Below are 23,089 nucleotides of genomic sequence, written 5' to 3' on the forward strand. Positions count from 1 at the left end.
GATTTTTTAGACTTGCCGCCAATCAAGTTTAAACCAAAGTATATATGGACAGAGTTTATATTGGGGAGCTTTCCGCTTCAATGGAACTGGAGCTGGCCGGTACCGACGGCTTTCCCGAACATTTATCTACATCGCTGGGCATTGTATCCAAGACAATGCGTCTTCTTCATGCCCATGTTTGCGCAGAAGGATTTAGCGAACATGAGGAAATCGAATTTTTCAAATCCATCAAACCCCGTTTCTACCAGTGGTACATCTTTCTGGTGGAACGGCAGAACATCTTAAAGGGCCTGTGTATCGGAACCGAGCACATGGCAAGGGACTATTACTTACAGGAGTTGTCCTTTATCAAACGCTTCTTTGACCAGCATGCGTTTGTGTACCAATATTATCTGGCAGGGGAAAGTTCAAAGGATGATGAATTTTTTCTCCGGGCGAACTTTGTTCCGGCGCTGGACCAGCCGATGTTCCAGCTTTCGGACTTTTCCACCAACCAGGATTACACCTTTGCCAAGATCATGGCCTACGAGCGTCTGCAGGAGTTTATCATCATAAGGCTAAGGGCTACCTATGCCAGCGATGCGGGAACTATATTAAGCGAAATTCGTTCTGCATCCCGGCGAACATGGACCGATGACAAGATCAAGCTGGTAGAGCTGGCCTATGGAATTTATTTCATGGGCTCGGTGGATTTTGGGAAGGCCGAAATCTCTGATATCATCTCTTCTCTGGAGATCTGCTTCAACATTGACCTTGGCGTTGCCTACCGCAGGTTCGTGGAAATATCCCGGCGCAAGTCTGACAGCCATACCTTTTACCTTGACGCCATGCGCGCTGAAATAGAGCGACGCATTACCGACAAGGACCGCTACAGGCCACCGGTACCAAGACCGGGCAACCCGTCCGACAAAAATCGTTAACACTATTTATATGTTGTCATTCCCCCGCTTTGGCGATTGAGAATTTTGCTCCCAGTATCTGTTAGATCTTTGACATCTGGGAACGAAACATTATCCGCCCAAGCAGCGGAAATTTTGCGAAGGCGGAGGTGAGAGCCCCGAGCTGAAAGCGCATTGGCAGACCGAAAGGTCCGGATCGTAGGATCCGACGCGGGTAGTTCCGAAACAATATAGAGGCCATTTGTAGCGGGGAAGATACCGTGCTATTTAGGGCCTGCTAAGGGGGCGATGCCCCCTTTTGCATTTAATAGGGATTCACTTATTAATTATTTATGAAGCAATTTATCGATGCCGGAAATCTCATGGCCGGCACTTCCATTTTGGATTTCCTGGACCGCCTCGGGCACCATCCGGTCAGGCAGTCGGGCGGTGAGCATTTTTTCCTGAGCATGCTAAGGGAGGAAAGGACTGCGTCGCTGACGGTGAACGATGGGCTCGGTGTCTGGTTTGACCATGGCGGCCCGAACGGTTCAGGCATCCGGGGAGGCAACCTTATTGACCTTGCCATTTCCTATTGGCATCCGGTATCCTATGTAGAAGCCCTGGGAAAAATTGTCCAGACCATTGGAGGGAAAGTTCCTGATCCGGTTGCAAGGAATACTAGACCGCGCCGTCCGGTGCGCCTGCCGAACTATAAGATAGAATCGGTAAGGCCCTTGGGGAACAATTATGCCATTACCTCTTACCTGCAGAACCGCGGCATCTGGGGCATGGCGGATGGGCACCTCAGCGAACTTTATTATTTCGTTTTAGATGATAAGGCAACCCGGAAGGATTTCTTTGCCGCAGGCTGGCCGAACGAGAACGAGGGATGGGAAGTGAGGAACAAATATTTCCAGGGCTGCCTTGGCCACAAGGGCCTAAGCTTTATAAAGGGCAACCCCGATGAGCTGGTGGTGTTCGAGGGCTATATGGATTACCTCAGCTGGAGGTTTGAAAACGAGGAAGCCGCTCCGAGCGTCCTGGTCCTGAACTCCCTTTCCCTTTTGCCTGCGGGCATCAACAGGGCAAGGAAATTCGAATACATCGAAACCTATTTTGACCTGGATAACGCAGGGATCAAGGCAAGCTGTGATTTTAGGGCTGCCCTGCCGATGGCCAAGGACTGCTCGAAAGCCTATCAGGGCTTTAAAGACTATAACGAAAAACTGATGTCGGAACTCTCCGCCATCCGAACCGCTAATAATTTCGCTGCGCAAATCGATGTTGCAAAAAGCTCCTACCAGATGCGCAGGTAGCTATCCGAATATTTAGCTATGCGAATATGCCAGCATATCTCAATATCTGGATATGCTCATTTTCGGACATATTGATGGGTCTAGCTATTTACGGATTGCTATACTCCTAAATATCTGTGCATATCCGCATAACCAGATATCTGGGCATCTGTTATTATCTAGATATCGTCTGTTTTTGCGGGATTGCTTTTCAATATTGCTCAGGTTTCAAGTTCCTGCTGGTCATTACTGATACGGTAAAATAGGTTCTATTTGGCGTTTAAGCCAATTGTTTTCTGGCGTTTTTTCTGGCTCGTCCTGAGGGGAATCTGCTCTATGCGAAAAGGTGCATTTTTTTCTAATGCAGCAAGCCGAAGTTGGGCAGAGCCCTACTTTGCTTGCCCACGGCGTTGCCGTGGGGGTTTCAAGTATCCTCCGGGGATACTTGTTAGCGCTGCCGCGCGAAAGCGGGCCGAAAACGGGAAACTTTGCGGTATCCTGGGCTATTATATCGTGGTTTTAATTAATACTTTGGGATGAAGGACATCAATATCCGGTCTGTGCGGTTTTCGGTTGCGGTCGATGAGAAGTTCGAAAAGGTTGCCCGGAAACTTGGCCGCACCAAGCGTCTGCTGTTTGTCCAAATGGTAGACTATTTCTATAAGTGCAAAAAAGATCCGACCGACCTGAGCGACGACCTGTTAAAGAATTCGCTCGTCAAAAACCATCAGCAGTACATCAGCTTTATCCGGGCGCAGGAAAATATGCTGCTGCTCCCGATCAAGGCTGAGGTAGATAGGGTATCCAGATCCCAGCGTGATATCATCGAACGTCTGAACTCGGCGGTCCTAAAGCAGAATGTGTCGGTTCTCTCTGGGCAGAAAACCCAAACCACTGCCATCGCGGAAATGGAAAAATCGCTTGGCCAGCTGCTTAAAAAATCAAAGGATGCCGATGTGCTAAAGGCGCAGTTCCTTTTTCTGCTGGAGGAATATATCAGGGGAAGGGAATCGCTCGGCCCAAAAGCAACAGCGGCAGAAAAACAGCAACTGGCCACGAAGATCAAAGACCAGATACGCATGCTCTAATACTATTCTATGTTCATCAATATTACCGATAAAAAAGAAGCCGAGAACAAAGGCTCCAGCGCAGCGCTGGTCGATTACCTTGAAAAAGAGAACAGGATCCCAAAACGGAAAACCACGGAGTTTTGGTTCAATGCGATCAGGGACGATATTTCCCCTTACGAGGTGATGAGCCGGATCGATGGCAACGTGGCCAAGCTCGGTAAGAATGATCCGAAGTTTTTCCTGATCAATATCTCTCCGAGCAAAAAGGAACTGGCATTTCTTCTGGAAAAATTCGGAAGGGAGGGCCGGCGAGATGAGCTCAAAAAATTCACTTCCCTTGTGATGGACGAGTACGCCAGGAACTTTAGGCGCTATGGGATTTGGGACGAGAGGAATTTAATGTGGTTTGGCAAGCTGGAAGATTTCAGGTATTACTCGTTTTCCGACCCAGAGGTCAAAAAGGGCGAGAAAAAACGCGGGGAACGGAAGGATGGCGAGCACTTGCATATCCAGGTAATTGTCAGCAGAAAAGACGCTACCAATAGGATCAAGCTTTCTCCGCAGAATACCTCACGCGGAAGGAATTTCGAGCACTCCAAAAAAATGGGGCAGTTTGACAGGCTGGCCTTTAAGCAGAGCGGTGAAACGGTCTTTGACGATTTCTTTGGCTTTGACCGGCAGCTTGGTGATTCCCTGGCCTTTGCCAATGTGCAAAAAAACGGAAGCCTTGAGGAGCGGGCGGCACTTGCCGCGCGGAATTTTGATATTGAAGTGTTGTCAACTGAGAATACCAGCTCAAATACCCACCAGGAAACCCTTTCTCCGGATCAACTTTTGGAAACTGCCGATCTGGAAGCCGCCGAATTTATACCCCTATTAGATGAATTTTCCATCGACATCAGCGACGATATTGACGATGAAGCGATCCTGGGCCGCAACCGCCACCGCAAAAGAAAAGCTAGGACAAACACCAGGTAAAGTCCATCGGGCGGGTTGCAACCACTTTAGTTTGCTGCTGCTTTGATTTCCAATCTTTTCCAATATCCTTTAATCTTAAACCCAATGCCTATGCTAAAACATGGAAGCCTGTTCTCAGGGATAGGCGGCTTTGACATCGCCGCCAACTGGGTGGGCTGGCAGAATGTGTTCTCCTGTGAGAAACATCCATTCTGCAGACAATTACTTCAATACTACTGGCCTAACTCCGCCCATTATGACGACATCTTCCAATTCAGCGCAGCTCAGTATCTCGGGCGCATCGACATCATCTCAGGGGGGTTTCCCTGCCAGCCCTTCAGCCAGTCCGGGCGGAGAAAGGGCACGCAGGATGACCGCTATCTCTTCCCGCAGACTGTCAGAATTATTAAAGAGGCACGGCCCAAGTGGATCGTTCTTGAAAACGTATCTGGCCTGTTCAGCATTCTCGAGCCCGGCAGTCTATCTAAAGTGGAAATCAAAGAGGTCGAGCTTTTTTGTGAAGATTACCACCAGGTACCAAGCCGTACCATCATCCGCCTGCAGCGAAGGGTCATCGCCAGTATCATCTCAGAAATCCGTTCAGCAGGATACCTACTTCCGCAGCTCAAGGACGGCACACCAGTCATTCTGTGTGTACCGGCTGCTGCTGTTGGTGCCCCGCACGCGAGAAACCGGGTCTGGTTTGTTGCCCACGCCGACGGCGACGGAGATCACCTCTCTAAAGGCGACCATTGCGACCGCCAGGGCGGGAAGGCCGCTGAAAACGCGCCGGAACAAAAAAGGAAATGGCGGGCAGATTTCGCTGACGGATTTTCTGGTCTACCTTACGATAACGGGTTCATTGAAACCTGGTCGGAGGAACAGGGAAGGGTTGCCGGCTTCTTTCCAGGAGCGGGTGATGCGGGCACTTCCTGGGCCGGGGGATCCAAAATTCCGGACTGGGAAAACTGGCCCACTCAATCCGCGTTTTGTAGCGGAGATGATGGGCTTTCCGGTAGACTGGACGGAATTACCTTTTCAAAATGGCGGGAAGAAAGCATAAGGGCATACGGAAATGCCATTGTCCCACAGGTGGCCCTTGACATCTTTAGGACGATCAATTCCATCGAGACCGGCTGATGTGCTGATCTCTATGTTCTCCTCCTTTGATTTTCTGATCCGTTTATCTCTTAATCTAGTATCCTATGGTCATTCTACTTGGCAACCAAAAGGGCGGAGCGGGCAAGAGTACCCTCACGCTGCTACTTGCCAACTACCTTTCCCTTGTGCGGAAGAAAAAGGTCACCGTTCTGGACATGGACTATCAGGCCTCCATCTCGGCCAAGGCGGAAAAGGCGAAACTGCCCCAGGGAGAGCCGCTGTACGAAGTGGTTCCCTGTGACCTGAAACTATACCCTGCCATCTTCAGCACATTAAAGGCAAAACCGGGGGAACTGATCATCATCGATCTACCGGGAAAGATGGACGACGACGGGCTGATCCCTGTGATCCTCTCGGCCGATCTGATCCTATGCCCGTTCAACTATGACGAGTTTTCGGTGGATTCAACGCTTTTGTTTGCGATGGTCTGCTCAAGGCTGAACCTGAACGCCGGAATGCTGTTCATTCCCAACCGCATCAAGACAACGGTGAAGTATGAGACCAAACTGGAAGCTGATGCGGCCCTGGGAAAATTTGGCAGCATAACTCCAGCCATCTCCGACCGCGTGGACTTTCAGCGTCTGAGCACTTCGACCATTCCCATAACGCTGCTTCCGGTTGTAATCCCGGTACTTGACCTGATCTTTGAAACCCATATCATGAAAGGTGGACCAGGGTGAGCAAGATCAGATCGATTGCAGATGAGCTCCGGGAAAAGATCAGGGCCGAAAGCGGCTCTCCGCCTGTACCTGATCCGCCCGAAATCCCGAAAAAGCCTTCGAGGGTTTTGCCAAATAAATCCCCTTGCGACAAGTCCGACCGGGCGGAGGTCCACCGGCTGTTCGATGAGCTATCGGCCTTTCGCATGGTGGGTACCCAAAAGATCATGATCAGGCTGGACCCCGAGAGCATGAAGCTGCTAAAGCAGCTGAAATTTACCCGAGACATCGACATGACCAAGGTCATCGTCTTTGCCTTCTCCAAATTCCTGCAGCAGCACCCCTGGCTGCATTCCCACGTAAAAGAACTTCTTAAAAAAAACCAGCTATGACTTGGACTGAATTTATGATGATCCTCATTGGGATCTATTTTGCCTATTACGGGCTTAACCTGGTATTCGACCTGCTGAACTCCGGGCAGCGGCCGACCTTGGCCACTGAAGATGACAGCGTGCTGCACTTCACCGAAGATGAGCCGGAGCTGATCATTCCTGCTAAACAGCAGGTCGAAAGCCCCGCTTTGACTGGCCCGGTATCTTCCTCTGCGCAAACGGTGCCGTCCGATTTTGCGGGCAGCCTGGCCTCAACCGGAACGGTGAGCCTCAAGAAGCTATTTGAGCTGGCAAAGGATGACCTGATCGAATATACCAGGGCCATTTCCTATTAATGCCAGATGTATGCACCGCTGCAAACCACTTATCCTTTTAGGGCTTACACTATCGCTTCCCATGATAGGCCATGCCCAGCCCGGTATCTCGGATTTTTATCAGGCCTCCTCAGAGGTCCGCCACTGGTATTTTGCCCTTTCCGACCTTGTACTTGTGCTTGGCGCGATCGCCGGCATCCTGGGCGGACTTCGCGTCTACACCAACTGGCAATCCGGATCCCGCCACATCGATGCCCAGGTGATGGGCTGGTTCTTTTCCTGCCTTTTCCTTTCGCTCACGGGCGCATTCCTCCGGGGGCTGTTCGGCCTCTGACCATTTTCTTCAAATTTTAATCCTATTTCTTTATGACAGCAAAACAGAAAAAACTGTTTTCTATTAGCCTCGCCATGGTTTTGGCGGGGCATTCTTTTGCACAGACCGCTGGCGGTACCACCGGTATCAATGCCGCTACCTCTTCGCTGACCAGTTACGTGGATCCCATTTCTACCCTTACGCTGGCCATTGGCGCGGTGGTGGGCATCATCGGCGGGGTGCGCGTATACATCAAATGGAACTCCGGCGACCAGGACATCAACAAGGATATCATGGGCTGGGGCGGTTCCTGCCTTTTCCTGGTACTGGTCTCGGTATTCATCAAGGCGTTTTTCGGGGTGTGATCCAGCAGTATTCCATTTACAAGGGGCTCGAGCGGCCCCTTGTATACCGGGGCTTCAAGGGAAAGTTCATCTATTACGGCATTGGCTCGCTTGCCGCAGCGCTGGTTTTGGGCGGGCTGTCAGGTGCACTTTTTGGCATGTACGTCGGCGGCTTTGTGACCATTGCCTCGGTAGCGGGCGGTCTTTTCTACACTTTCCAAAAACAGAAGAACGGCCTCCATGACAAGACCCGCAGCCGCGGAATTTTCATTCATCCCACTAGACTAAAGCTATCCCATGCAGAAAGAAAAGAAAACGGCATTTGAAATGCCCTACGCCGGCATAGACCAGTATGGCGAACTTTCGCTGCTTTACGGCCTGGGCGGGGATTTCTCGGTCATCCTATCCCTGCATAATCCGGTGCTACAGTACTGCGCGGACGGGGAGAGCTATGCCGGATTTCAGAGCATCCTGCTCAACGCGATCAAGATCCTCGGCGAAGGCCACATCATCCAAAAGCAGGATGTGCTGGCAAGGAAGCGCTACAAGGGAAGAACGGAAAAAGGTTTTCTGCAGCAGAAGTACCACGAGCATTTTCTGGGGCGGGAATACACCCAGCTATCTACCTATCTTATCGTAACCCGGCAGGTTAAGCGAAAGGCCTTTTATACCTATGACAAAAAGGTGCTCGCGGATTTCTCCCAGAGCATCGGCAAGCTCTTTGACCTGTTCTTAGGGGCGGGATTGCGTCCGCGCTATCTGGATAGGACGGAGATCAACCACTATGTGACCAGGATCCTTGGTATGGAGTTCACTGCTTCAAATCTTGCCCTGGATAACCTTCGCTCGGGGGACGAGGAACTTCAGATCGGATCTGCAACTGTGCGCTGCATCAGCCTGATCAATACCGATACCATCGACCTGCCCGAAAAGGTAAGTCCCTTTAACTTTCGGCAGGACATCAAGGGCCTGAAGGATTTCCCGGCCGATAACCTGAGCTTTTTGTTTCAAGTGCCGGGCTACCGCTCCATTATCTACAACCAGCTGATCGAAATCCCGGCGCAGGGGACAACGCTTCAGAAACTGCAACTGAAGCGCAAGCGGCATTCGGGCATACCCGATCCAGCGAACCTGCTCTGCGTGGAGGATATAGACCGGCTGCTTTCCGATGTGGCAAGGGATAACCAGCTGCTAGTGAACGCCCACTATTCGATCGTTGTCTGTGCCGATAGGGAAAAGATATCGAAATCGGTAAACTTTATCGAAGCCTCGCTATTCCAGCAGGGCATCATCCCTTCGCGCAACTGCTATAACCAGCTTGAGCTTTTCAGGTGCGCTTTGCCGGGGAACGGCATCGAGCTTAAAAAATACGACTGGTTCTTGACTACTGCCGATGCCGCCCTTTGCTTTTTTTTCAAGGAGTCGCTGATCACCGACGACCCTTCGGATTTTCTGCTGTACTTCACCGACCGCCAGGGTACCCCTGTAGCGATTGATATCTCGGACCTGCCGATGCAGACTGGACGCATCAAAAACAGAAACCGTTTTATTTTGGGCGGCTCAGGTACTGGAAAGTCGTATTGCGTCAATAATATTGTTCAACAGTACCTCGGCTATAACATGGACGTGGTGATCGTTGATGTTGGCCATTCCTACTCCGGGCTATGCGGCACATATGGCGGGAAATACATCACCTATTCCGAGGAAAAGCCGATCACGATGAACCCTTTTGCGATAGAGGAATCAGAATACAATATCGAAAAAAAGGATTTTTTGATTACACTGATCTGCCTGTTATGGAAGGGCGCCGATGGCAGCGTGAGCGCGATCGAACGTGACGTGATCGCCCAGGTAATTTCCGCCTATTACGGGGATTACTTTGGCCTTCCGCTGCCAACGGTAGAAAAACTGGATTTCAATTCGTTCTATGAATTCGCTTTAAGAAAGATTCCGGATATCAAGCAGCAGGAACAGATTCCCTTTGATCTCGAAGAGTTTCGTTTTGTGCTTAAAAAGTTTTACAAGGGCGGAGAGTTCGCTACCATTTTGAACGAAGCCGCCGACCAGTCGCTGTTCAGCGAACCCTTTATAGTCTATGAGATCGACGCGGTTCAGGAGAACAAGGTGCTTTTTCCCATCGTGACGCTCATCATTATGGACCTTTTCATCCAGAAGATGCGCCACCGTACTAGCCGCCGTAAGGCGCTGATCCTGGAAGAGGCCTGGCGAGCGATCTCTTCGCCCCTGATGAGCCATTTTCTTTTGTACCTGAACAAAACGGTCAGGAAGTTCTGGGGAGAGATCATCGAAGTCACCCAGGAAGTGGGCGACATTATGGGAAACCCGATCATCAAGGACAGCATCATCAACAACTCCGATACGGTGATCCTTTTGCAGCAGAAAGAGGCTGACCTTCGCAAAGTTGTAGAACTGCTCTCGATAAATGACATCGAACTTCGCAAAATCCTCACCATCAACCGCCTTGACAACAAGGAAGGCAGGGCGCGTTTCAACGAGTTCTATATTCGAAGGGGAACGGTTGGCGAGGTCTACGGTGTTGAGGTTTCGATGTACCACCATCTGGCCTTTACCACCGAAAAACCGGAAAAGAATGCGCTGGAAAGCTATGTAGCCAGGCTCGGCAATTATTTCGATGCGATTTCTGCCATGGTAGATGACCTTAATGCCTCCGGGCTTAGTTTGGCTGCATTTGTTGCCAAGATAAATTCCAATTCTATTAACCAATAAGACCTATGTACAGACTGATTTTAATTTTGGCGCTTATACTAGCGCAGGGCATCTGCCACGCCCAGATCTATGTGGATCCCACGACCGCGGGCGCCATGGCGGTGCATTCATCGGTAATCAACGGGCAGCTGAACAGGACCAACGACAACCTGACGCTCATCCAGCGGGGGCAACTGGCGGTAACCGGGCAGCTGGTGATCGTAAATGACCTGCAGGCCACCATCTATCGCGGCCTTTCGGAAGTATCTGGCATCATGCGCTCGCTGCTTGCCGTACAGGATATCTATGAAATCTCCGAAGATATTGTCCTTGACGTGAACAAGGCCATTAGCATCGCCCAGCAGAACCCCGCGCTATTGCTGTTTGCCGAAGGCGGCGCACGGGAATTCAAGTCCAGGGCCACCAGCCTTGCCGTTGACGTGAGCTCCTTTGTTTTAAAAGAGGGAAAGGACGCGCTGATGGACTCAGGGGAACGAGCGAAACTATTGAACCGTATCGTAACCGAACTGACCATTTTGCGCGGAGTAGCTTACGGGATGTACCGCTGCATGTATTGGGCCCAGCAGCGCGGGTTCTGGAATTCGCTGAACCCCTATGCCGGGTTCATCAATATCGATAAGCGCATTGCCGACGACATTATCCGAAACATGAAGATGCTAAAGCCATGAGGCGTCTGTGTTTGATAATCGGATTTGTAGCGTTCTGGGCTTCCGCTTCGGCGCAGCTGAACGTTGAGCTCTTGCACCAGCTGGTGGCGGAAAGCAAATCCGAACACGAAAGGCAGGCGGAGGCAAGGAACAACCAGACTTTGACAACGGGCAACGAAGCGGTGAACAAAACCTCGCTCACAAGGCTAAAGGAAAAGTATAGGGATATCCAAAGCAGGTTCAAGACCCTAGGAGTGGCCATATCCGCCGCGCAGATCGGGATCGAAGCCTACCCGCTTGTCTCGGACATCATCACCCAGCAGGGGATCATCTTTGACATCTGCAGTTCCCAGCCCCTTTTTATTCCCTTGGCGATTGAAGCAGAAGCGGACCTGGGCGACCGTGCCTATAAACTACTGAACTATTTGTACGGGCTGGCCCTTGTTGCGGGCGATCTCAACCAGATGAAGCCGGCCGACCGAAAGATGCTGTTCTCCTTTGTCCTTACCGAACTACGCGCCATTGCAGGAGCCTCGCGGAGCCTTGCAGCGGCGCTCAGCTATGCTACAAAGAAAAAGGCGACTGACGCGCTAAACCCCTTTTCGGGCTTCATCAACCAGGACAGGGCCATTATTGACAAAATTATCGATCACGCAAAACAACTGGGCCAATGAAAAAGACAATACTGTTCCTCGTGTTTTCAGCTGGGTTTTCGTGCCTTGCCCAAAGGGTGGTCTTCGACCGGAACCATTTCAATATCGTAAACGAAAACGGGGCGGTAAGACTGGCCGCCGAGAACACGCACAATAGCTATCTGAACATCATTAATAACCGGCTGAACGACATTAACGTCAACCTGTCCTCTGTGGTTTTGGTGCAGAATATGATCCTGACCTCTCTTTCGCAGGTAGACGGCGCGCTGCGCCATGCCCTGGCCGTTCGGCAGATCGGGGAGATCTGCAATGAAATCTATTCTGAAAGTGCCGAGATGGTAGAAATGGCAAGGGGAGATCCAGCGCTTTTGCTATTTGCCGAAGATGTCGGCAGGCAGCTCAAGGACCGCGGCGTAAGGCTGGCCACCGAGGTTTCTTCCTTTGTATTAAAAGAAGGGGAAAACGTGCTGATGGACTTTGATAAGCGCGACGGGCTGCTGAAGAAAATAGCCCTGGAGCTCCGCGTCATGCGGGCACTGGTCTTCAGCATGAAAAAGTCGATGTACTGGGCCAGGGTTAACGGCATATTGAAAACGGCCAACCCCTTCCGCTTCTATATGAACCAGGACAAATGGATGGTAGATGAGCTCATCAGAAAATACAACCTTTTAAAAAATTAGCTTTTATGAACAAATTAATCTTGTTATTGGCCCTTCTGCCCTTATCGGTTTCGGCATTTTCCCAAAAGAAGATCCGCGACAAGCACATTACCCACCAGCAGGAACGCATGGTGTTCAAACAATGGGACCGGGACCTGTTTACACCGACGCCTGGATTTCTCTACCTGAATCCCGAATACTGGATCACCTGGGCGCTTCATCCCAATTATCCAAAGACCGACCTTCGCCCGCTAGGCCCGGCCGGGCCGCAGACTCAGCGACTGGCCCTTGTTGCCGCGATGCAGTCAACCGACAATGCCTATAAACTCCAGGCCGATACCCTGCGCCAGCTTGCAACGACCGAAATGGTAAATTATTCAGGGACGGTTTCTTCGGTGGATCCGCTATGGATGCTTTTTTACAGCAGGGAATTCGAGCCGCTGATGTCCCTGCAGGATTCGCAGATCCTTTCTGGCCTCAGTCAAAAAGAAAGGGATTACCTGGTTTCCTCGGGCGCTTTCGGCTGGTACGTAGAAGAATCGCATGCGCTGCTGGAAAGGCTACAGGCGGCACGCAGCACCACTATGGACAGGGGCTCCAGGATCCTGGCCTATCACCGCATGCTGGATGAATACCGGAAACTCTGCGCCACATGGGAGGACAAAAAACAGAAGGCGAAGCTCTACCTCTCTCTGCGCGATAAGAATGAGGCGGTTAAGAAAAAGTCTTCGCCGCTTTCGGTCCCTGCCGGTAAAAAGACCGATAAGCAGATTGCCGATGATATCCTGAAGGCATCAAAACTTTAAAATTTATACTGTTATGCTAGATAAGCTATTTGCCGGCACTGCCGGCTTTTTTGTGCAGTCAGCTCCCGTTTCGGTTCCCGATTCCTTTCGGGACACTTTCAATTTTTTGCAGGGGAACGGGGTCTATGAGGAAGGTACGATGCATTTCCTGAAGGAAATGAAAAATACCATCTGGACGCACTACGATGCCTTTATCGCCGATGCGCAGGCGCTCTGCGCGATTTTTATGCTCATCTTTTTTGCGATCAAAAGCTATGAGATGATCTCCGGCGACAAGAAACTGGAGATCATGCCGCTGCTCCGGCCTTTTGCGCTTGTAATGGTGATCCTATGGTGGCCGACCTTTACCAGGGTGGTTGCCTATCCGACCGACCTTGTAGCCGCAAAGACCGAGGCCATGTTCGACGGCAGCCAGACGGTGGTCAATGACCTTCGCATCCAAAGGGCGAAACTGATGGTGGAACTCGCCGATCAGCTTCTGACCGTTCAGGCGCAGACCGAAACGGCCAAACAGGAGGCGGACACCTGGTATGAAAACGCATGGGAATCTGTAAAGTCCTCGGTAAAGGAAAGCTTTGCCGACGTCTGGAACCCGATTGTAGAGATGCGCAACCGTCTTCAGGTAGGCCTTCAGCTACTGGCCACCTCGCTGGTAGAAACCCTTGCAATCTGGATCCTAAGGATAGCGGTTTATGTAATATTTATTATCCAGATCATCTTCTCTACGATACTGATCATTCTCGGGCCGTTTTCGGTGGCGGTAAGTATCCTGCCCGCATTCAGGGATTCCTTTACTACCTGGATTGCCCGCTTTATCTCTGTTAACCTGTATTCCGGCATCGCCTATCTGGTCATGTACGTTGCATCTCTCTTCCAGCATTACGCCATGGAAGCGGAGATCAGCCGCTATCAGGAACTGGTCGGCACCACGGGCGCGGACATGGAAAAGCTCAGCGTCTTTGCGGGCAACGGGCTGCTCTCTTTCGGGATTGTGGTCGGTACATTCATTATCGGCGCCCTTACGATGCTGACCGTTCCGAGCATTTCAACCTGGATAGTTTCAACCTCCGGTATCAGCTCGGCCGCAAGCTCTATGGGAAGGGGCGCATCGACAATGGGAAGAATGGCCGCTGGCGCAATGGGGGGAGGATAAGCGATGATCATAAAAAATATAGAATCCAAGATCCGCTTGGCCACTTTTCTCTCCTTCGCCAGCTTCGTTTTGTCGTTTGCCATATGCGCCTGCGTTTCCTTCTTTGCCTTTCGGCAGGTCAGCGAAGCAAGAAAGAGCATTTACATCCTATCCGACGGGCAGATCCCGGTGCTGGCCAAACAGACCGACATCCAGGTGAACCGTTCTGCGGAATATAAGGCTGATATCGCCCGTTTCCATTCACTGTTCTTTTCGCTCACCCCCGATGAAAAGTTCATCGAATACCAAATGAAGCAGGCCATGTACCTGGTGGACGAAAGCGGGGCGATGCAATACGCCAACCTGAAAGAGCGCAACTTTTTCAGCTCGATACTTTCTTCTTCGGCGGTGCTGACCATCCGTACGGACTCGATTCTTCTGGACGAGCGCAGGAAATATTTCCGCTACTACGGTACCCAGAAAATAGACCGCAGAAGCTCGGTGGTCACCCGTTCTCTGGTGACCGAAGGCTACCTGCAGGATTTGGAACAACGCTCGGAAAACAATCCCCATGCGGTGCTGATCACCCGCTGGAAAACTCTTGAAAACAAAGACAAAGAAAATGTTCAGAAAAATTCATTCTAGATCTGGCGCCAGCCTTGGTGCTTCGCTGGCCGAAGCTTTCGGTTCCAGGCTGCCTGCATTTGGCTTTAGGTTTAGGCTCTTCTGCCAGCGCCATCCAAAAAAGCTCTACTCGCTGATGGTGCTATTGATGTGCGGCTCGCTGGTGCTCTGCTTTAGCATCATGAGATTGGAAAAGCCGGACCATTCAAAACGTGTGTTACCGGTAACCACTGCTTCGGGCGCATCCGGCAATATCAGCCTGACCATCGATAAACTCCAGCGGGTGATGGCCCTGCAGGCGGAACTGGAACTGCTCGCCAAAAAGCAGCAGCTTTCCAGTGCGGACAGTGCCCGGTTTATAGCGATGCTGGCCGAGATTAAACAACTCACCAATAGCAAAAAATGATATGCAAATAGATTTCAAAAAACCAAGGTACGTGCTGCCGCTGGTGCTGCTTCCCTTCGTCTGCCTGCTTTTTTACGCCTATAAATCGGGCCCGGGCAAGGAAACGGTAAAGACGGCGGGCGGGGATTCCCTGCAAACCCAGATCGCTAGGGTATCCGAAAAGGTAGAGCACCAGGGCCTCAGCGATAAGCTCGATGCCTTTCGGGACAAGTTCAAAAAAGGGGATGGCTACACCGCAGTTGGCGGCATTGCCGAAGAAGACCTGACGGTCACTACCCCTGGCAGCCTGTACAATGACAAAGAAAAACGGATGCTGGATTCCATCGATGGGGCGATGAAAAGAAAGTTTTCACCCTTTTCAGGTAACTCCGGTTCTGGTAGCAAGCGTTTAAGCTCTTCTTTGGGCCCTGGATATTCTAAGCTTGACCAGGACAAGGCACTGGCATTGGCGCTTTCCAAACTAAAATCTCCCCCGGTTGCCAGGAGGGAACTGGATTTACCAAAGCCTATTGGGGCGGATCCTATGCAGCTTTTTCGCCAGCAGATGGCGCTGGTTGATAGCATGGGAAAGGCCAATGATCCAGATGTCAAAGCGGCCAGGGAAAAAGAAAGGCTGGCAGGTCTCCGCATGGCAACGCCCGCAGTAAATCCATTGCCAGCCAGAAAGGCAGATGAAACGGGCGAAGATTTCAATACTGTAATGCCGGGTAAGGCAGCAACACCATTATCGGCTGTGATGGATCAGGATATCACGGGCTATACCAGTTCCCGCCTGCGCATCAGGCTACTGGACGATATGCTCATCGGTAAAAGACTGGTGGAAAAGGGCACTTTTATATATGCGGTGATTTCGGGCTTCTCCGGCCAGCGGGTGCTGCTTTCCATTAACAGTGTATTTTCTGGCGGTGAAATACTTCCGGTGAAACTGGACATCTACGACAACGACGGGCTGCCGGGCATCTATGTTCCTGCATCTGCCTTCAGGGAATTTACGCGCGACCTTGGCGGCTCTTCGATCTCGGGGATCAGCCTGGAGCAGTCGGAAAACAACAACCAGCTGGTAATGGGCGTACTTGGCAAAATGTTCCAGTCTACCACCACTGCGGTGAGCAAACTGATCCGCTCAAACAAGGCGAAGCTCAAATTCAATACCCTGGTCTATCTCATTGACCCCAATGAACTCAAAAACAAACAGAACCAATACAAATAGCAATGAAAAAATTTCTTCTGGTATTATTATCCAGCTTTTTTTATCTGGCCTCATTTGCGCAAGGTAATGACACCTTGCCGCTTATCGGACTGTCCAGGAACGCCACGCTTCACTTTATCTCTCCCGAACCCATTTCCTATGCGGATATTTCCACTTCCGCTCTAAAAGGCGATCTCCCGCTGAAGAATATCCTCAGGGTAAAGATTTCCGGCGACTCGGCCTCCAGGATCATCAACAATGCCGACGCAGGGATACTGACCATTGTGGGAGAAACCTTCATCGCCCAGTACAGGATCTATTTTCTTCCCATTTGGGAAAGCTCTGGGAAACCTACGATTGTGGATATTTTGCCCTCTCATTGCAGGCCCATAGCTACCGCTGTAGGGATGCCAGTGGCGGATATGAAGTCTCACGCGATGTCGCTGCTTAAAAACCGTGGGTTCAGGCCTGTAGCAAAAGAAGAAAAATACGGGATTTCCGCTTCGCTTCTGCAGGTCTATACCGCTGGCGACTACATCTTTTTAGACCTTGGTTTTTCCAATAGCACCAATCTTCCCTTTGACATTGATGCGCTCAGCTTTAGCATTGACGATAAGAAAATCACCAAGGCGACCAATGTCCAGTCGCTGGCCATTGAACCCGCTTTTAGGCTTTATGACAGGGAAAGCTTCAAAAAGAATTTCCGCAATATCTACGTATTCAAAAAGCTCACCTTTCCGGAGAACAAGGTTTTCAGCATCTCGCTAAAGGAAAAACAGGTTTCGGGGCGAAACCTGGTGCTCAATGTTCCCTATAAAGATATTCTAAGGGCAGATACCTTCTAGCTATGGAAGAAACCAGAGAACAGCAGCGCTTTCACCGCTTTCTCCAGTTTTTTGTCTACTTCTCCCTTTTCCTTGATATCCTGGTTTTTGCCTACGGCGATAAGATTGGCGGTATTCCCCAAGCTCAGCGCGTTGGGTTTCCCAGGTTTATGTCCCGTCTGGCGAGGCTGCCGATGTACCAGGATCCCTTTTTCAGCAGGTGCTTTTTGCTTTTGCTGCTGTGCCTGACTTCCGTTGGCACACTGAGCAGGAAACAAAAGGACATCGATATTAGAAAAGCGGTTGTTTTTCCGATTTTGGTAGGGCTGTTGTCGCTTTTTGGGAGTGTTTATTTTCTGGGTTTGGGTGGCAGGGAAATTCTGCCGCTATCCACGTGGAATGATATCGGCTATGTTTCTTTCGCGTTTCTGGGCACACTGCTGGTACACCTTTCACTAGACAATATCTCCAAGGTGATCAAGAGCAGACTGGGGAAGGACAAATGGAACGTGGAAGGGGAAAGCTTCATGCAGGCGACCCGGCCATGCGATGGTCCGGGCAGCGTGAACATCCCGTCGCTCTTTTACTTCAGGGGAAAGGTGCACAGGGGCTTTATCTGTATAGAGAACGTTTTTCGCGGTACCCTGCTGATCGGAAATCCAGGTTCTGGAAAATCCTTTGGCGTGGTTATGCCTTTTATCCGCCAACTTCTGGCCAAGGAATTCTGTATCTGCCTATACGATTTCAAGTTCTTCGACCTCGCCGAGGTGGCCTATTACCACTTCCTGATAGCCAAAAAGAACGGCAGGTGCAAAGGGCACGATTTCCATGTCATCAACCTCACCCATGTAGAAATGTCCAGGCGGGTGAACGTACTGCGACCGGAATATGTCCGTACCCTGGCTGATGCTTCGGAAACTGCCGAGGCGCTGGTCGAGGCGCTGAAAAAGGGCGATAAGTCGGGGGGCAACGACCAGTTTTTTACACAGAGTGCGGTAAATTTCCTTGCCTCCTGCATCTACTTTTTTGCACAGCACGATGGCGGCAGGTATTCGACCTTTGCCCACGTTCTTTCCTTTTTGAACTGCGGCTACGATGAGATCTTTGGGGTACTGTTTACCAATAAAGAGCTGACCTCGCTGCTCTCGCCGTTCTATTCGGCTTATAAGGCCAAGGCCTTTGACCAGCTCGAGGGCCAGGTGGGAACCCTGAAAATCTTCATTTCACGCCTTGCCACAAAGGAGACTTTCTGGGTGTTCTCCGGGGACGATTTCAACCTGAAGATCAGCGATCCGAAGAATCCTTCGACCCTTGTTCTGGCAAACGATCCCAACACGCAGAACATCAACTCTGCCTGCTATTCGGTGGTGCTCAACCGGCTGACCAGGCTGATCAACTCCAAAGGCAACCTGCCTTCTGCGCTGGTCATCGATGAGCTGCCGACGCTCTTCGTACACCGCATCGAAAACCTGATCGCAACGGCCAGGAGCAACAAGGTTGCCGTGCTGATGGGCCTTCAGGAGATTCCGCAGTTCCAGCAGCAGTACGGTAAGGAGACGGCAAGTACCATAACCGCTGTCGTGGGCAACGTGCTCTCTGGCGCTGTTCGCAACAAGGAGACCCTTGAGTGGCTGGAAAGGCTGTTCGGAAAGGTTAAGCAGCAGAGCGAAAGCCTGTCAATTGACCGCACCAAGACCTCTCTGTCCCTGAGCGAAAAGCTTGAGCCGCTGATCCCTGCCGGAAAGATCGCCTCGCTCAGAACTGGCGAACTGGTCGGGGTACTGGCATCGGATGCGGTAACGGCCTATAACGGGCAGTTCGAGACCTCGGCCATCAACTGCAGGGTAAACCTGGACCTAAAGGCCATTGAGAAAGAAAAGGCAAACTATCCCAGCCTTCCGGTCTACTATGATTTTGGCGGGAAGAAGGAAGAAATCCTGCGCGAAAACTATTTCAAAATTGTGGCGGAAGTTAACGCCATGGTGGGCGTATTTATGATTGCAAAGAACCCGCCGCCACCCTTCAAGGCCTCGATGAAGGGGAAATCATAATCAATTAATCTTAATCAAAATATCATGGAGGAACTAACAGGTACCATTGTAGCGGTACATCCCGATTTAACCACCGACCCTGTTTCAAGGCAGGGACAGATAGGTATGGTGGTCGCAACCGATCTAAAGAACGATACCATCAGCGTAGGATTTGGAAGCCCTGAACTTGGGCACTATTCTTCCGACGCCCTGCTGGTGCTGAAAGAAAAAAACCAGCTCTATCAGGATGCGTTGCTTGGGCACAAGGAGCTTGGCCCGGAAGTTTTTAAGCAGATGCTGGTGGTCAATATGATCCAGGATAACAGGCCCGACCACAAGAATATGGTTCAGGCCATGGAAATTGCGCTCAGCAGCGAAAAGATGATGCAGGCCAGCACGGTTTCCCTTGAATCCAAACTGGCGCTAGATATCTCCCAGGCACAGCAACAGATCCAGTATGCCAGTATCGGCAGGTAAACTTAAACTGCTTTTGGTGGCCGCCTTTGCCCTTCAGTTTTGGATGGCTGGTGCCCAGCAGCCCTGTTCACTGCCACTTAATTCCCTGAAACCAACCAGTTCGTTTGGTGCTCGCATCCATCCGGTAACCGGAAAAAACGATTTTCACAAGGGGATAGACCTATCCGCGCGCTGCGAGCCTGTCCTGTCTATATTGCAGGGCATAGTTACATCGGCTGGCTATCATCCCATTCTGGGAAACTTTGTGATCGTTGATCATGGCGGCATCCAATCTGTCTACGGCCATTTGCGGATGGTGCTCGCAGGTAAGGGAAACCTGGTACGGGCCGGAAGCCTATTGGGGATTACCGGCGCCACCGGGCGCACCACTGGCGAGCACCTGCATTTTGCGGTAAAATATGGAGTTCATTACCTGGATCCACTGCGGTTCCTTTTTGGAATCTTTCAACAGGAAACCGGGCTAACTGACATGCCCAATTGACTTAAAAACTTTATTATGAAACCTTTATTTGAACAGCACCAGCTGCCCATTTCCGAATTTCAGCGTCTTGGCCTGGTAGCGGAAAACCATATCCAACTAGATGCGGTAGATCTGAACGCGCTATTGCTTGGGCGCAGAACCGGGCTCATCACCGTGCGCAACCTTGAGGCCAACGGCCTGAAACTGGAAAAGATTGACCTCAAGCTTTCCCTGGAAAGAAATCAGGACGGCAAACTATCCCTTGCCCTTCACCCGATCTTTAGAAGTCCGCAGCAGCACCCGCTGCTCCAGGGCTATGATGCCGATCCGCTGATGGACGGAACCGTTAGCAATATCCATAAGGTCTATGGTAAGAACGGCCAGCAGGACTTTGAAGCAATCATCGAATATGATCCGCAGACCAGGACATTCATAGCCTACGATCCCTCACAGATAGTTGCGCCCATTGCCGTTAACGGTATCACCTTGACCGAGCCGCAGGACTACCAGTTCAGAAGGGGCAAATTGGTTGATCTTGGGGACGGCACCAAGTTCCAACACCGGGCCAGTGTGCCACTGGGCATTGTCGCCAACCGCAGCGAACTGATCCTAACCTTCCAGGAACCGGGTCCTTTCCAACATGTGTACATGCACGGTATACAGAATATACTGCTCACCAGGCAGCCGCAACTGTTTCCAGATACCCCGGCATTCCGTAGGGCGATGGAGGAAAATGACCCGCCCAGGTATTCCGCATTCTCCAGCGGGGAAATCAGCTCTGCGCAAAACCAGCAGTTTCCGCTGCGCCAGCGATGATACCCGAACATTTCAAGCAGAACGTCCAGCTCGACATCAAGGTTTTTGGCTTTGAGGTCAAGGTGGACTACCGCTACTGGTGGCCCCAGGAAAAGACGGAAAGCTCAAAGGGCCCGCTGGTCTGCCATGCAGAATTCCGGTGCGAAGCGCCCGTGATTTCCCGCACCGGCTACCAGTCCCATTTTTTCTATGCCGATCTGCTAAAGTACAGCAGCCACTCCTCGCTCGAGGAATTTCTCATCGAGCTGGGCGAGCACCTTGCCAGGGAGAATGGCTATGAGCCTCCGCAGCGCGGCAACCAGTTATCATTTTTTTAAATCTTATGAACGAATCAAATTTAGAATATCTTAAAAAAAGCCTGGATTATCTGGGCTTTGGTACCAAGCTGAACGATGTACTGGAAACGGCCATCAGAAGGGAGATTCCCAAATTTAGCGTTGGTATATCTACCGCTTTTGAGCCTTCGGTAAGGCAGGAGCCAGACCTTGGCAAAAAGGACGCCGTACACTTTACCCTGGACTTCAACAGGGCAAAGGATTCCGACACCTATTTTCTGAACGACTACACTGCCGTACTCAACACCCACAACGGTATTGAACGCCATCAGGAATTTAACCTTGAAAGGGATAATCGCATTACCGCGAGCCAGGCCTATAAGCTCCTCCTTGGCGCATCGCTTCAAAAGGAAGTCTTTAAACGAGGCGAGACCGAGGGAGCTCCAGCCGAGAAAACCGATGTCTGGTTCAAGCTGAACCTGGATGTGATCGACAGTTACGGCAGGCACCCGGTCTCGAAAATCCACCCTTCCTATGGCTTTGACCTCGAACAGGCCGTCAACAAATATCCGATTGTATGGCAAAAAGAAAATGACAGGGCAACACTTTTGGAGAACCTTAAAAAAGGTCTGTTCACCAAGGTGGCCATGGAGGTAAACGGTGATACCATGCTCGCAGTGGTAACGGCCAATCCGCAGATGAAAAACCTGGACGTCTACGACTATAAGATGAACCCGATCAAAAGCGACAGGATTTTTGCCGGGAAGGAGTTTCCGCAGCGCGTGGAACTGAGCGGTGAACATGGGCAAAGCACTTCTGGACAGACCAATGTTGGAGCACCTGAAGCAGTGGCCCAGGACCAGAACACTGAACACACCCGTAGCCGCGGCAGATAAATTCTATTTCCCAATGAACAAATTATTCAAAAAAATCGACAGGCTCCGGGGCTCAGGTACGGCTATGCTGGACCTGCGGCCAAATTCGCCTTATTTCCACCTTGACGGACAGGTATTTGTCGTTCACACCATCGGCACTCCAGGCCTTAAATGCCCAGTGGTGCTGATCATCGAAGGCGAGCAGGTGGAATTCTCAATTGATGATATCCACTAGACTTTATTTATCCATTTTATGAGCAAGATCAAATTAAAAACACCCATCAGCTACTATGGGGGAAAACAGAAGCTCGCATCCAGGATCGTATCGATCATCCCAGAACATGTGCTCTACTGCGAGCCCTTTATCGGTGGTGCGGCCGTCTTTTTCGCCAAGCCGCCCTCAAAGGTTGAAGTAATAAACGATACCAACAGGGAACTGATGAACTTCTACCGGGTAGCTAAAGAAGATTTCGTTTCGCTGGAAAAGGAGATCCGCATCAGCCTGCACTCACGCGATCTGTACCGAAAGGCCTCGGTGATCTACAACAATCCCGATATGTTCGGTGAGATTAAGCGGGCCTGGGCCGTCTGGCTCAGTGCCTCCCAGAGTTTCAGTTCCCAACTGGACAGCAACTGGGGTTATGATAAGCAGAGCAACACGACCAGCAAAAGGATTCAGAACAAAAAAGAAAATTTCGTGGAAGAAATGGCCATCAGGCTACAGAACTGCCAGATCGAATGTGCCGATGCGCTGTACATCATCGCCAGCCGCGATACCGATAACAGTTTTTTCTACTGCGACCCGCCTTACTTCAATTCCAACTGCGGGCATTATGACGGCTATACCCAGCAGGACTTCGAGGCGCTGCTGTTCCTGCTCTCGAAGATCAAGGGAAAATTCCTGCTGTCCTCATACCCCTCTCCATCGCTGGAAAAGTACAGCAAGGAGCATGGCTGGTACAACTGGTCGATTGAACAGACCGTTTCTGTGAATGCCAAATCGGGAAAGCCAAAGAGCAAGACCGAGATGCTGACGGCTAACTATCCATTCGAACTGGAAAAGGAAATCTCAGAAGCATAAG

At 50.9% G+C, this 23,089-nt stretch carries 29 protein-coding genes; 28 read left to right on the forward strand and 1 reads right to left on the reverse strand.

Annotated features, from left to right (window positions below; all coding sequences use genetic code 11):
• Nucleotides 1-44: 44 nt before the first annotated feature.
• The 15 genes from FFJ24_RS21470 to FFJ24_RS21540 all read left to right on the forward strand — a co-directional run bounded on the left by FFJ24_RS21470 (nucleotide 45) and on the right by FFJ24_RS21540 (nucleotide 12,114).
• On the forward strand, nucleotides 45-920 hold the full coding sequence (locus tag FFJ24_RS21470; RefSeq protein ID WP_138819198.1) for an RteC domain-containing protein: 876 nt from the start codon (nucleotides 45-47) through the stop codon (nucleotides 918-920).
• Between the two features lie 311 nt (nucleotides 921-1,231).
• The gene (locus FFJ24_RS21475) at nucleotides 1,232-2,197 is read left to right on the forward strand and encodes a toprim domain-containing protein (RefSeq protein WP_138819199.1); all 966 of its coding nucleotides are present in this window, start codon (nucleotides 1,232-1,234) and stop codon (nucleotides 2,195-2,197) included.
• Between the two features lie 515 nt (nucleotides 2,198-2,712).
• Nucleotides 2,713-3,264 carry a BfmA/BtgA family mobilization protein gene (locus tag FFJ24_RS21480; protein ID WP_138819200.1) on the forward strand — a complete coding sequence of 184 codons (552 nt, stop codon included), beginning with the start codon at nucleotides 2,713-2,715 and terminating at the stop codon, nucleotides 3,262-3,264.
• Nucleotides 3,265-3,273: 9 nt separating this feature from the next.
• Nucleotides 3,274-4,224, forward strand: a complete 951-nt coding sequence (locus FFJ24_RS21485; protein ID WP_138819201.1) for a DUF5712 family protein — start codon at nucleotides 3,274-3,276, stop codon at nucleotides 4,222-4,224.
• Between the two features lie 90 nt (nucleotides 4,225-4,314).
• Nucleotides 4,315-5,343 (forward strand): DNA cytosine methyltransferase, encoded by a 1,029-nt coding sequence (locus tag FFJ24_RS21490; RefSeq protein WP_168202526.1) that lies wholly within the window; start codon nucleotides 4,315-4,317, stop codon nucleotides 5,341-5,343.
• 65 nt (nucleotides 5,344-5,408) lie between these two features.
• Entirely contained in the window at nucleotides 5,409-6,044 is a 636-nt protein-coding gene (locus FFJ24_RS21495) for a ParA family protein (RefSeq protein ID WP_138819203.1), read from the forward strand.
• Nucleotides 6,041-6,415 (forward strand): hypothetical protein, encoded by a 375-nt coding sequence (locus FFJ24_RS21500; protein ID WP_138819204.1) that lies wholly within the window; start codon nucleotides 6,041-6,043, stop codon nucleotides 6,413-6,415. The genes FFJ24_RS21495 and FFJ24_RS21500 overlap by 4 nt, the downstream gene beginning before the upstream one ends.
• On the forward strand, nucleotides 6,412-6,750 hold the full coding sequence (locus tag FFJ24_RS21505; protein ID WP_138819205.1) for a hypothetical protein: 339 nt from the start codon (nucleotides 6,412-6,414) through the stop codon (nucleotides 6,748-6,750). Before FFJ24_RS21500 ends, FFJ24_RS21505 begins: the two co-directional genes overlap by 4 nt.
• Nucleotides 6,751-6,760: 10 nt before the next feature.
• Nucleotides 6,761-7,063: a DUF4134 family protein gene (locus FFJ24_RS21510; protein ID WP_138819206.1), complete on the forward strand. Its 303-nt coding sequence runs from the start codon at nucleotides 6,761-6,763 to the stop codon at nucleotides 7,061-7,063.
• Between the two features lie 32 nt (nucleotides 7,064-7,095).
• Nucleotides 7,096-7,407 carry a DUF4134 domain-containing protein gene (locus FFJ24_RS21515; protein WP_138819207.1) on the forward strand — a complete coding sequence of 104 codons (312 nt, stop codon included), beginning with the start codon at nucleotides 7,096-7,098 and terminating at the stop codon, nucleotides 7,405-7,407.
• Nucleotides 7,404-7,712, forward strand: a complete 309-nt coding sequence (locus FFJ24_RS21520; RefSeq protein ID WP_168202527.1) for a DUF4133 domain-containing protein — start codon at nucleotides 7,404-7,406, stop codon at nucleotides 7,710-7,712. The genes FFJ24_RS21515 and FFJ24_RS21520 overlap by 4 nt, the downstream gene beginning before the upstream one ends.
• Nucleotides 7,684-10,134, forward strand: a complete 2,451-nt coding sequence (locus tag FFJ24_RS21525) for a TraG family conjugative transposon ATPase (protein ID WP_138819208.1) — start codon at nucleotides 7,684-7,686, stop codon at nucleotides 10,132-10,134. Before FFJ24_RS21520 ends, FFJ24_RS21525 begins: the two co-directional genes overlap by 29 nt.
• A gap of 5 nt (nucleotides 10,135-10,139) precedes the next feature.
• A complete protein-coding gene (locus tag FFJ24_RS21530; protein WP_138819209.1) occupies nucleotides 10,140-10,802 on the forward strand; it encodes a hypothetical protein in 663 nt (220 codons plus the stop codon).
• A complete protein-coding gene (locus tag FFJ24_RS21535) occupies nucleotides 10,799-11,455 on the forward strand; it encodes a hypothetical protein (protein ID WP_138819210.1) in 657 nt (218 codons plus the stop codon). Before FFJ24_RS21530 ends, FFJ24_RS21535 begins: the two co-directional genes overlap by 4 nt.
• Entirely contained in the window at nucleotides 11,452-12,114 is a 663-nt protein-coding gene (locus FFJ24_RS21540; protein ID WP_138819211.1) for a hypothetical protein, read from the forward strand. The genes FFJ24_RS21535 and FFJ24_RS21540 overlap by 4 nt, the downstream gene beginning before the upstream one ends.
• 475 nt (nucleotides 12,115-12,589) lie before the next feature.
• On the opposite strand, the gene FFJ24_RS26825 is transcribed toward FFJ24_RS21540, so the two are convergent.
• A complete protein-coding gene (locus FFJ24_RS26825) occupies nucleotides 12,590-12,676 on the reverse strand; it encodes an AgrD family cyclic lactone autoinducer peptide (RefSeq protein ID WP_371717078.1) in 87 nt (28 codons plus the stop codon).
• Nucleotides 12,677-12,912: 236 nt separating this feature from the next.
• Between FFJ24_RS26825 and FFJ24_RS21550 the strand changes: the two genes are divergently transcribed.
• The 13 genes from FFJ24_RS21550 to FFJ24_RS21610 are packed head-to-tail and all read left to right on the forward strand — an operon-like array spanning nucleotide 12,913 to nucleotide 23,088.
• Nucleotides 12,913-14,052, forward strand: a complete 1,140-nt coding sequence (locus FFJ24_RS21550) for a plasmid transfer protein (RefSeq protein ID WP_138819212.1) — start codon at nucleotides 12,913-12,915, stop codon at nucleotides 14,050-14,052.
• A gap of 3 nt (nucleotides 14,053-14,055) precedes the next feature.
• Nucleotides 14,056-14,676, forward strand: coding sequence for a conjugative transposon protein TraK (gene traK / locus FFJ24_RS21555; RefSeq protein WP_186828569.1), 621 nt, complete (start codon nucleotides 14,056-14,058; stop codon nucleotides 14,674-14,676).
• The gene (locus FFJ24_RS21560; protein WP_138819213.1) at nucleotides 14,654-15,061 is read left to right on the forward strand and encodes a hypothetical protein; all 408 of its coding nucleotides are present in this window, start codon (nucleotides 14,654-14,656) and stop codon (nucleotides 15,059-15,061) included. Before traK ends, FFJ24_RS21560 begins: the two co-directional genes overlap by 23 nt.
• 1 nt (nucleotide 15,062) lies before the next feature.
• Nucleotides 15,063-16,271 carry a conjugative transposon protein TraM gene (locus FFJ24_RS21565; protein ID WP_138819214.1) on the forward strand — a complete coding sequence of 403 codons (1,209 nt, stop codon included), beginning with the start codon at nucleotides 15,063-15,065 and terminating at the stop codon, nucleotides 16,269-16,271.
• 2 nt (nucleotides 16,272-16,273) lie between these two features.
• Nucleotides 16,274-17,095 (forward strand): DUF4138 domain-containing protein, encoded by an 822-nt coding sequence (locus FFJ24_RS21570; protein ID WP_138819215.1) that lies wholly within the window; start codon nucleotides 16,274-16,276, stop codon nucleotides 17,093-17,095.
• Between the two features lie 2 nt (nucleotides 17,096-17,097).
• The gene (locus FFJ24_RS21575; protein ID WP_138819216.1) at nucleotides 17,098-19,125 is read left to right on the forward strand and encodes a type IV secretory system conjugative DNA transfer family protein; all 2,028 of its coding nucleotides are present in this window, start codon (nucleotides 17,098-17,100) and stop codon (nucleotides 19,123-19,125) included.
• Between the two features lie 24 nt (nucleotides 19,126-19,149).
• Complete coding sequence (locus FFJ24_RS21580) at nucleotides 19,150-19,581, forward strand: hypothetical protein (protein ID WP_138819217.1); 432 nt, start codon at nucleotides 19,150-19,152, stop codon at nucleotides 19,579-19,581.
• The gene (locus FFJ24_RS21585; RefSeq protein WP_138819218.1) at nucleotides 19,562-20,062 is read left to right on the forward strand and encodes a M23 family metallopeptidase; all 501 of its coding nucleotides are present in this window, start codon (nucleotides 19,562-19,564) and stop codon (nucleotides 20,060-20,062) included. The genes FFJ24_RS21580 and FFJ24_RS21585 overlap by 20 nt, the downstream gene beginning before the upstream one ends.
• Nucleotides 20,063-20,077: 15 nt before the next feature.
• On the forward strand, nucleotides 20,078-20,857 hold the full coding sequence (locus FFJ24_RS21590) for a DUF4099 domain-containing protein (RefSeq protein WP_138819219.1): 780 nt from the start codon (nucleotides 20,078-20,080) through the stop codon (nucleotides 20,855-20,857).
• Nucleotides 20,854-21,174: a hypothetical protein gene (locus FFJ24_RS21595; RefSeq protein WP_138819220.1), complete on the forward strand. Its 321-nt coding sequence runs from the start codon at nucleotides 20,854-20,856 to the stop codon at nucleotides 21,172-21,174. The genes FFJ24_RS21590 and FFJ24_RS21595 overlap by 4 nt, the downstream gene beginning before the upstream one ends.
• A gap of 5 nt (nucleotides 21,175-21,179) precedes the next feature.
• Nucleotides 21,180-22,028, forward strand: coding sequence for a hypothetical protein (locus tag FFJ24_RS21600; protein ID WP_138819221.1), 849 nt, complete (start codon nucleotides 21,180-21,182; stop codon nucleotides 22,026-22,028).
• 13 nt (nucleotides 22,029-22,041) lie between these two features.
• Nucleotides 22,042-22,242 (forward strand): hypothetical protein, encoded by a 201-nt coding sequence (locus tag FFJ24_RS21605; protein ID WP_138819222.1) that lies wholly within the window; start codon nucleotides 22,042-22,044, stop codon nucleotides 22,240-22,242.
• An 18-nt stretch (nucleotides 22,243-22,260) separates the two neighbouring features.
• A complete protein-coding gene (locus tag FFJ24_RS21610; protein WP_138819223.1) occupies nucleotides 22,261-23,088 on the forward strand; it encodes a DNA adenine methylase in 828 nt (275 codons plus the stop codon).
• The last annotated feature ends 1 nt before the right edge of the window (nucleotide 23,089 follow it).

This window comes from Pedobacter sp. KBS0701 (genome assembly GCF_005938645.2).
Taxonomy (GTDB): domain Bacteria; phylum Bacteroidota; class Bacteroidia; order Sphingobacteriales; family Sphingobacteriaceae; genus Pedobacter.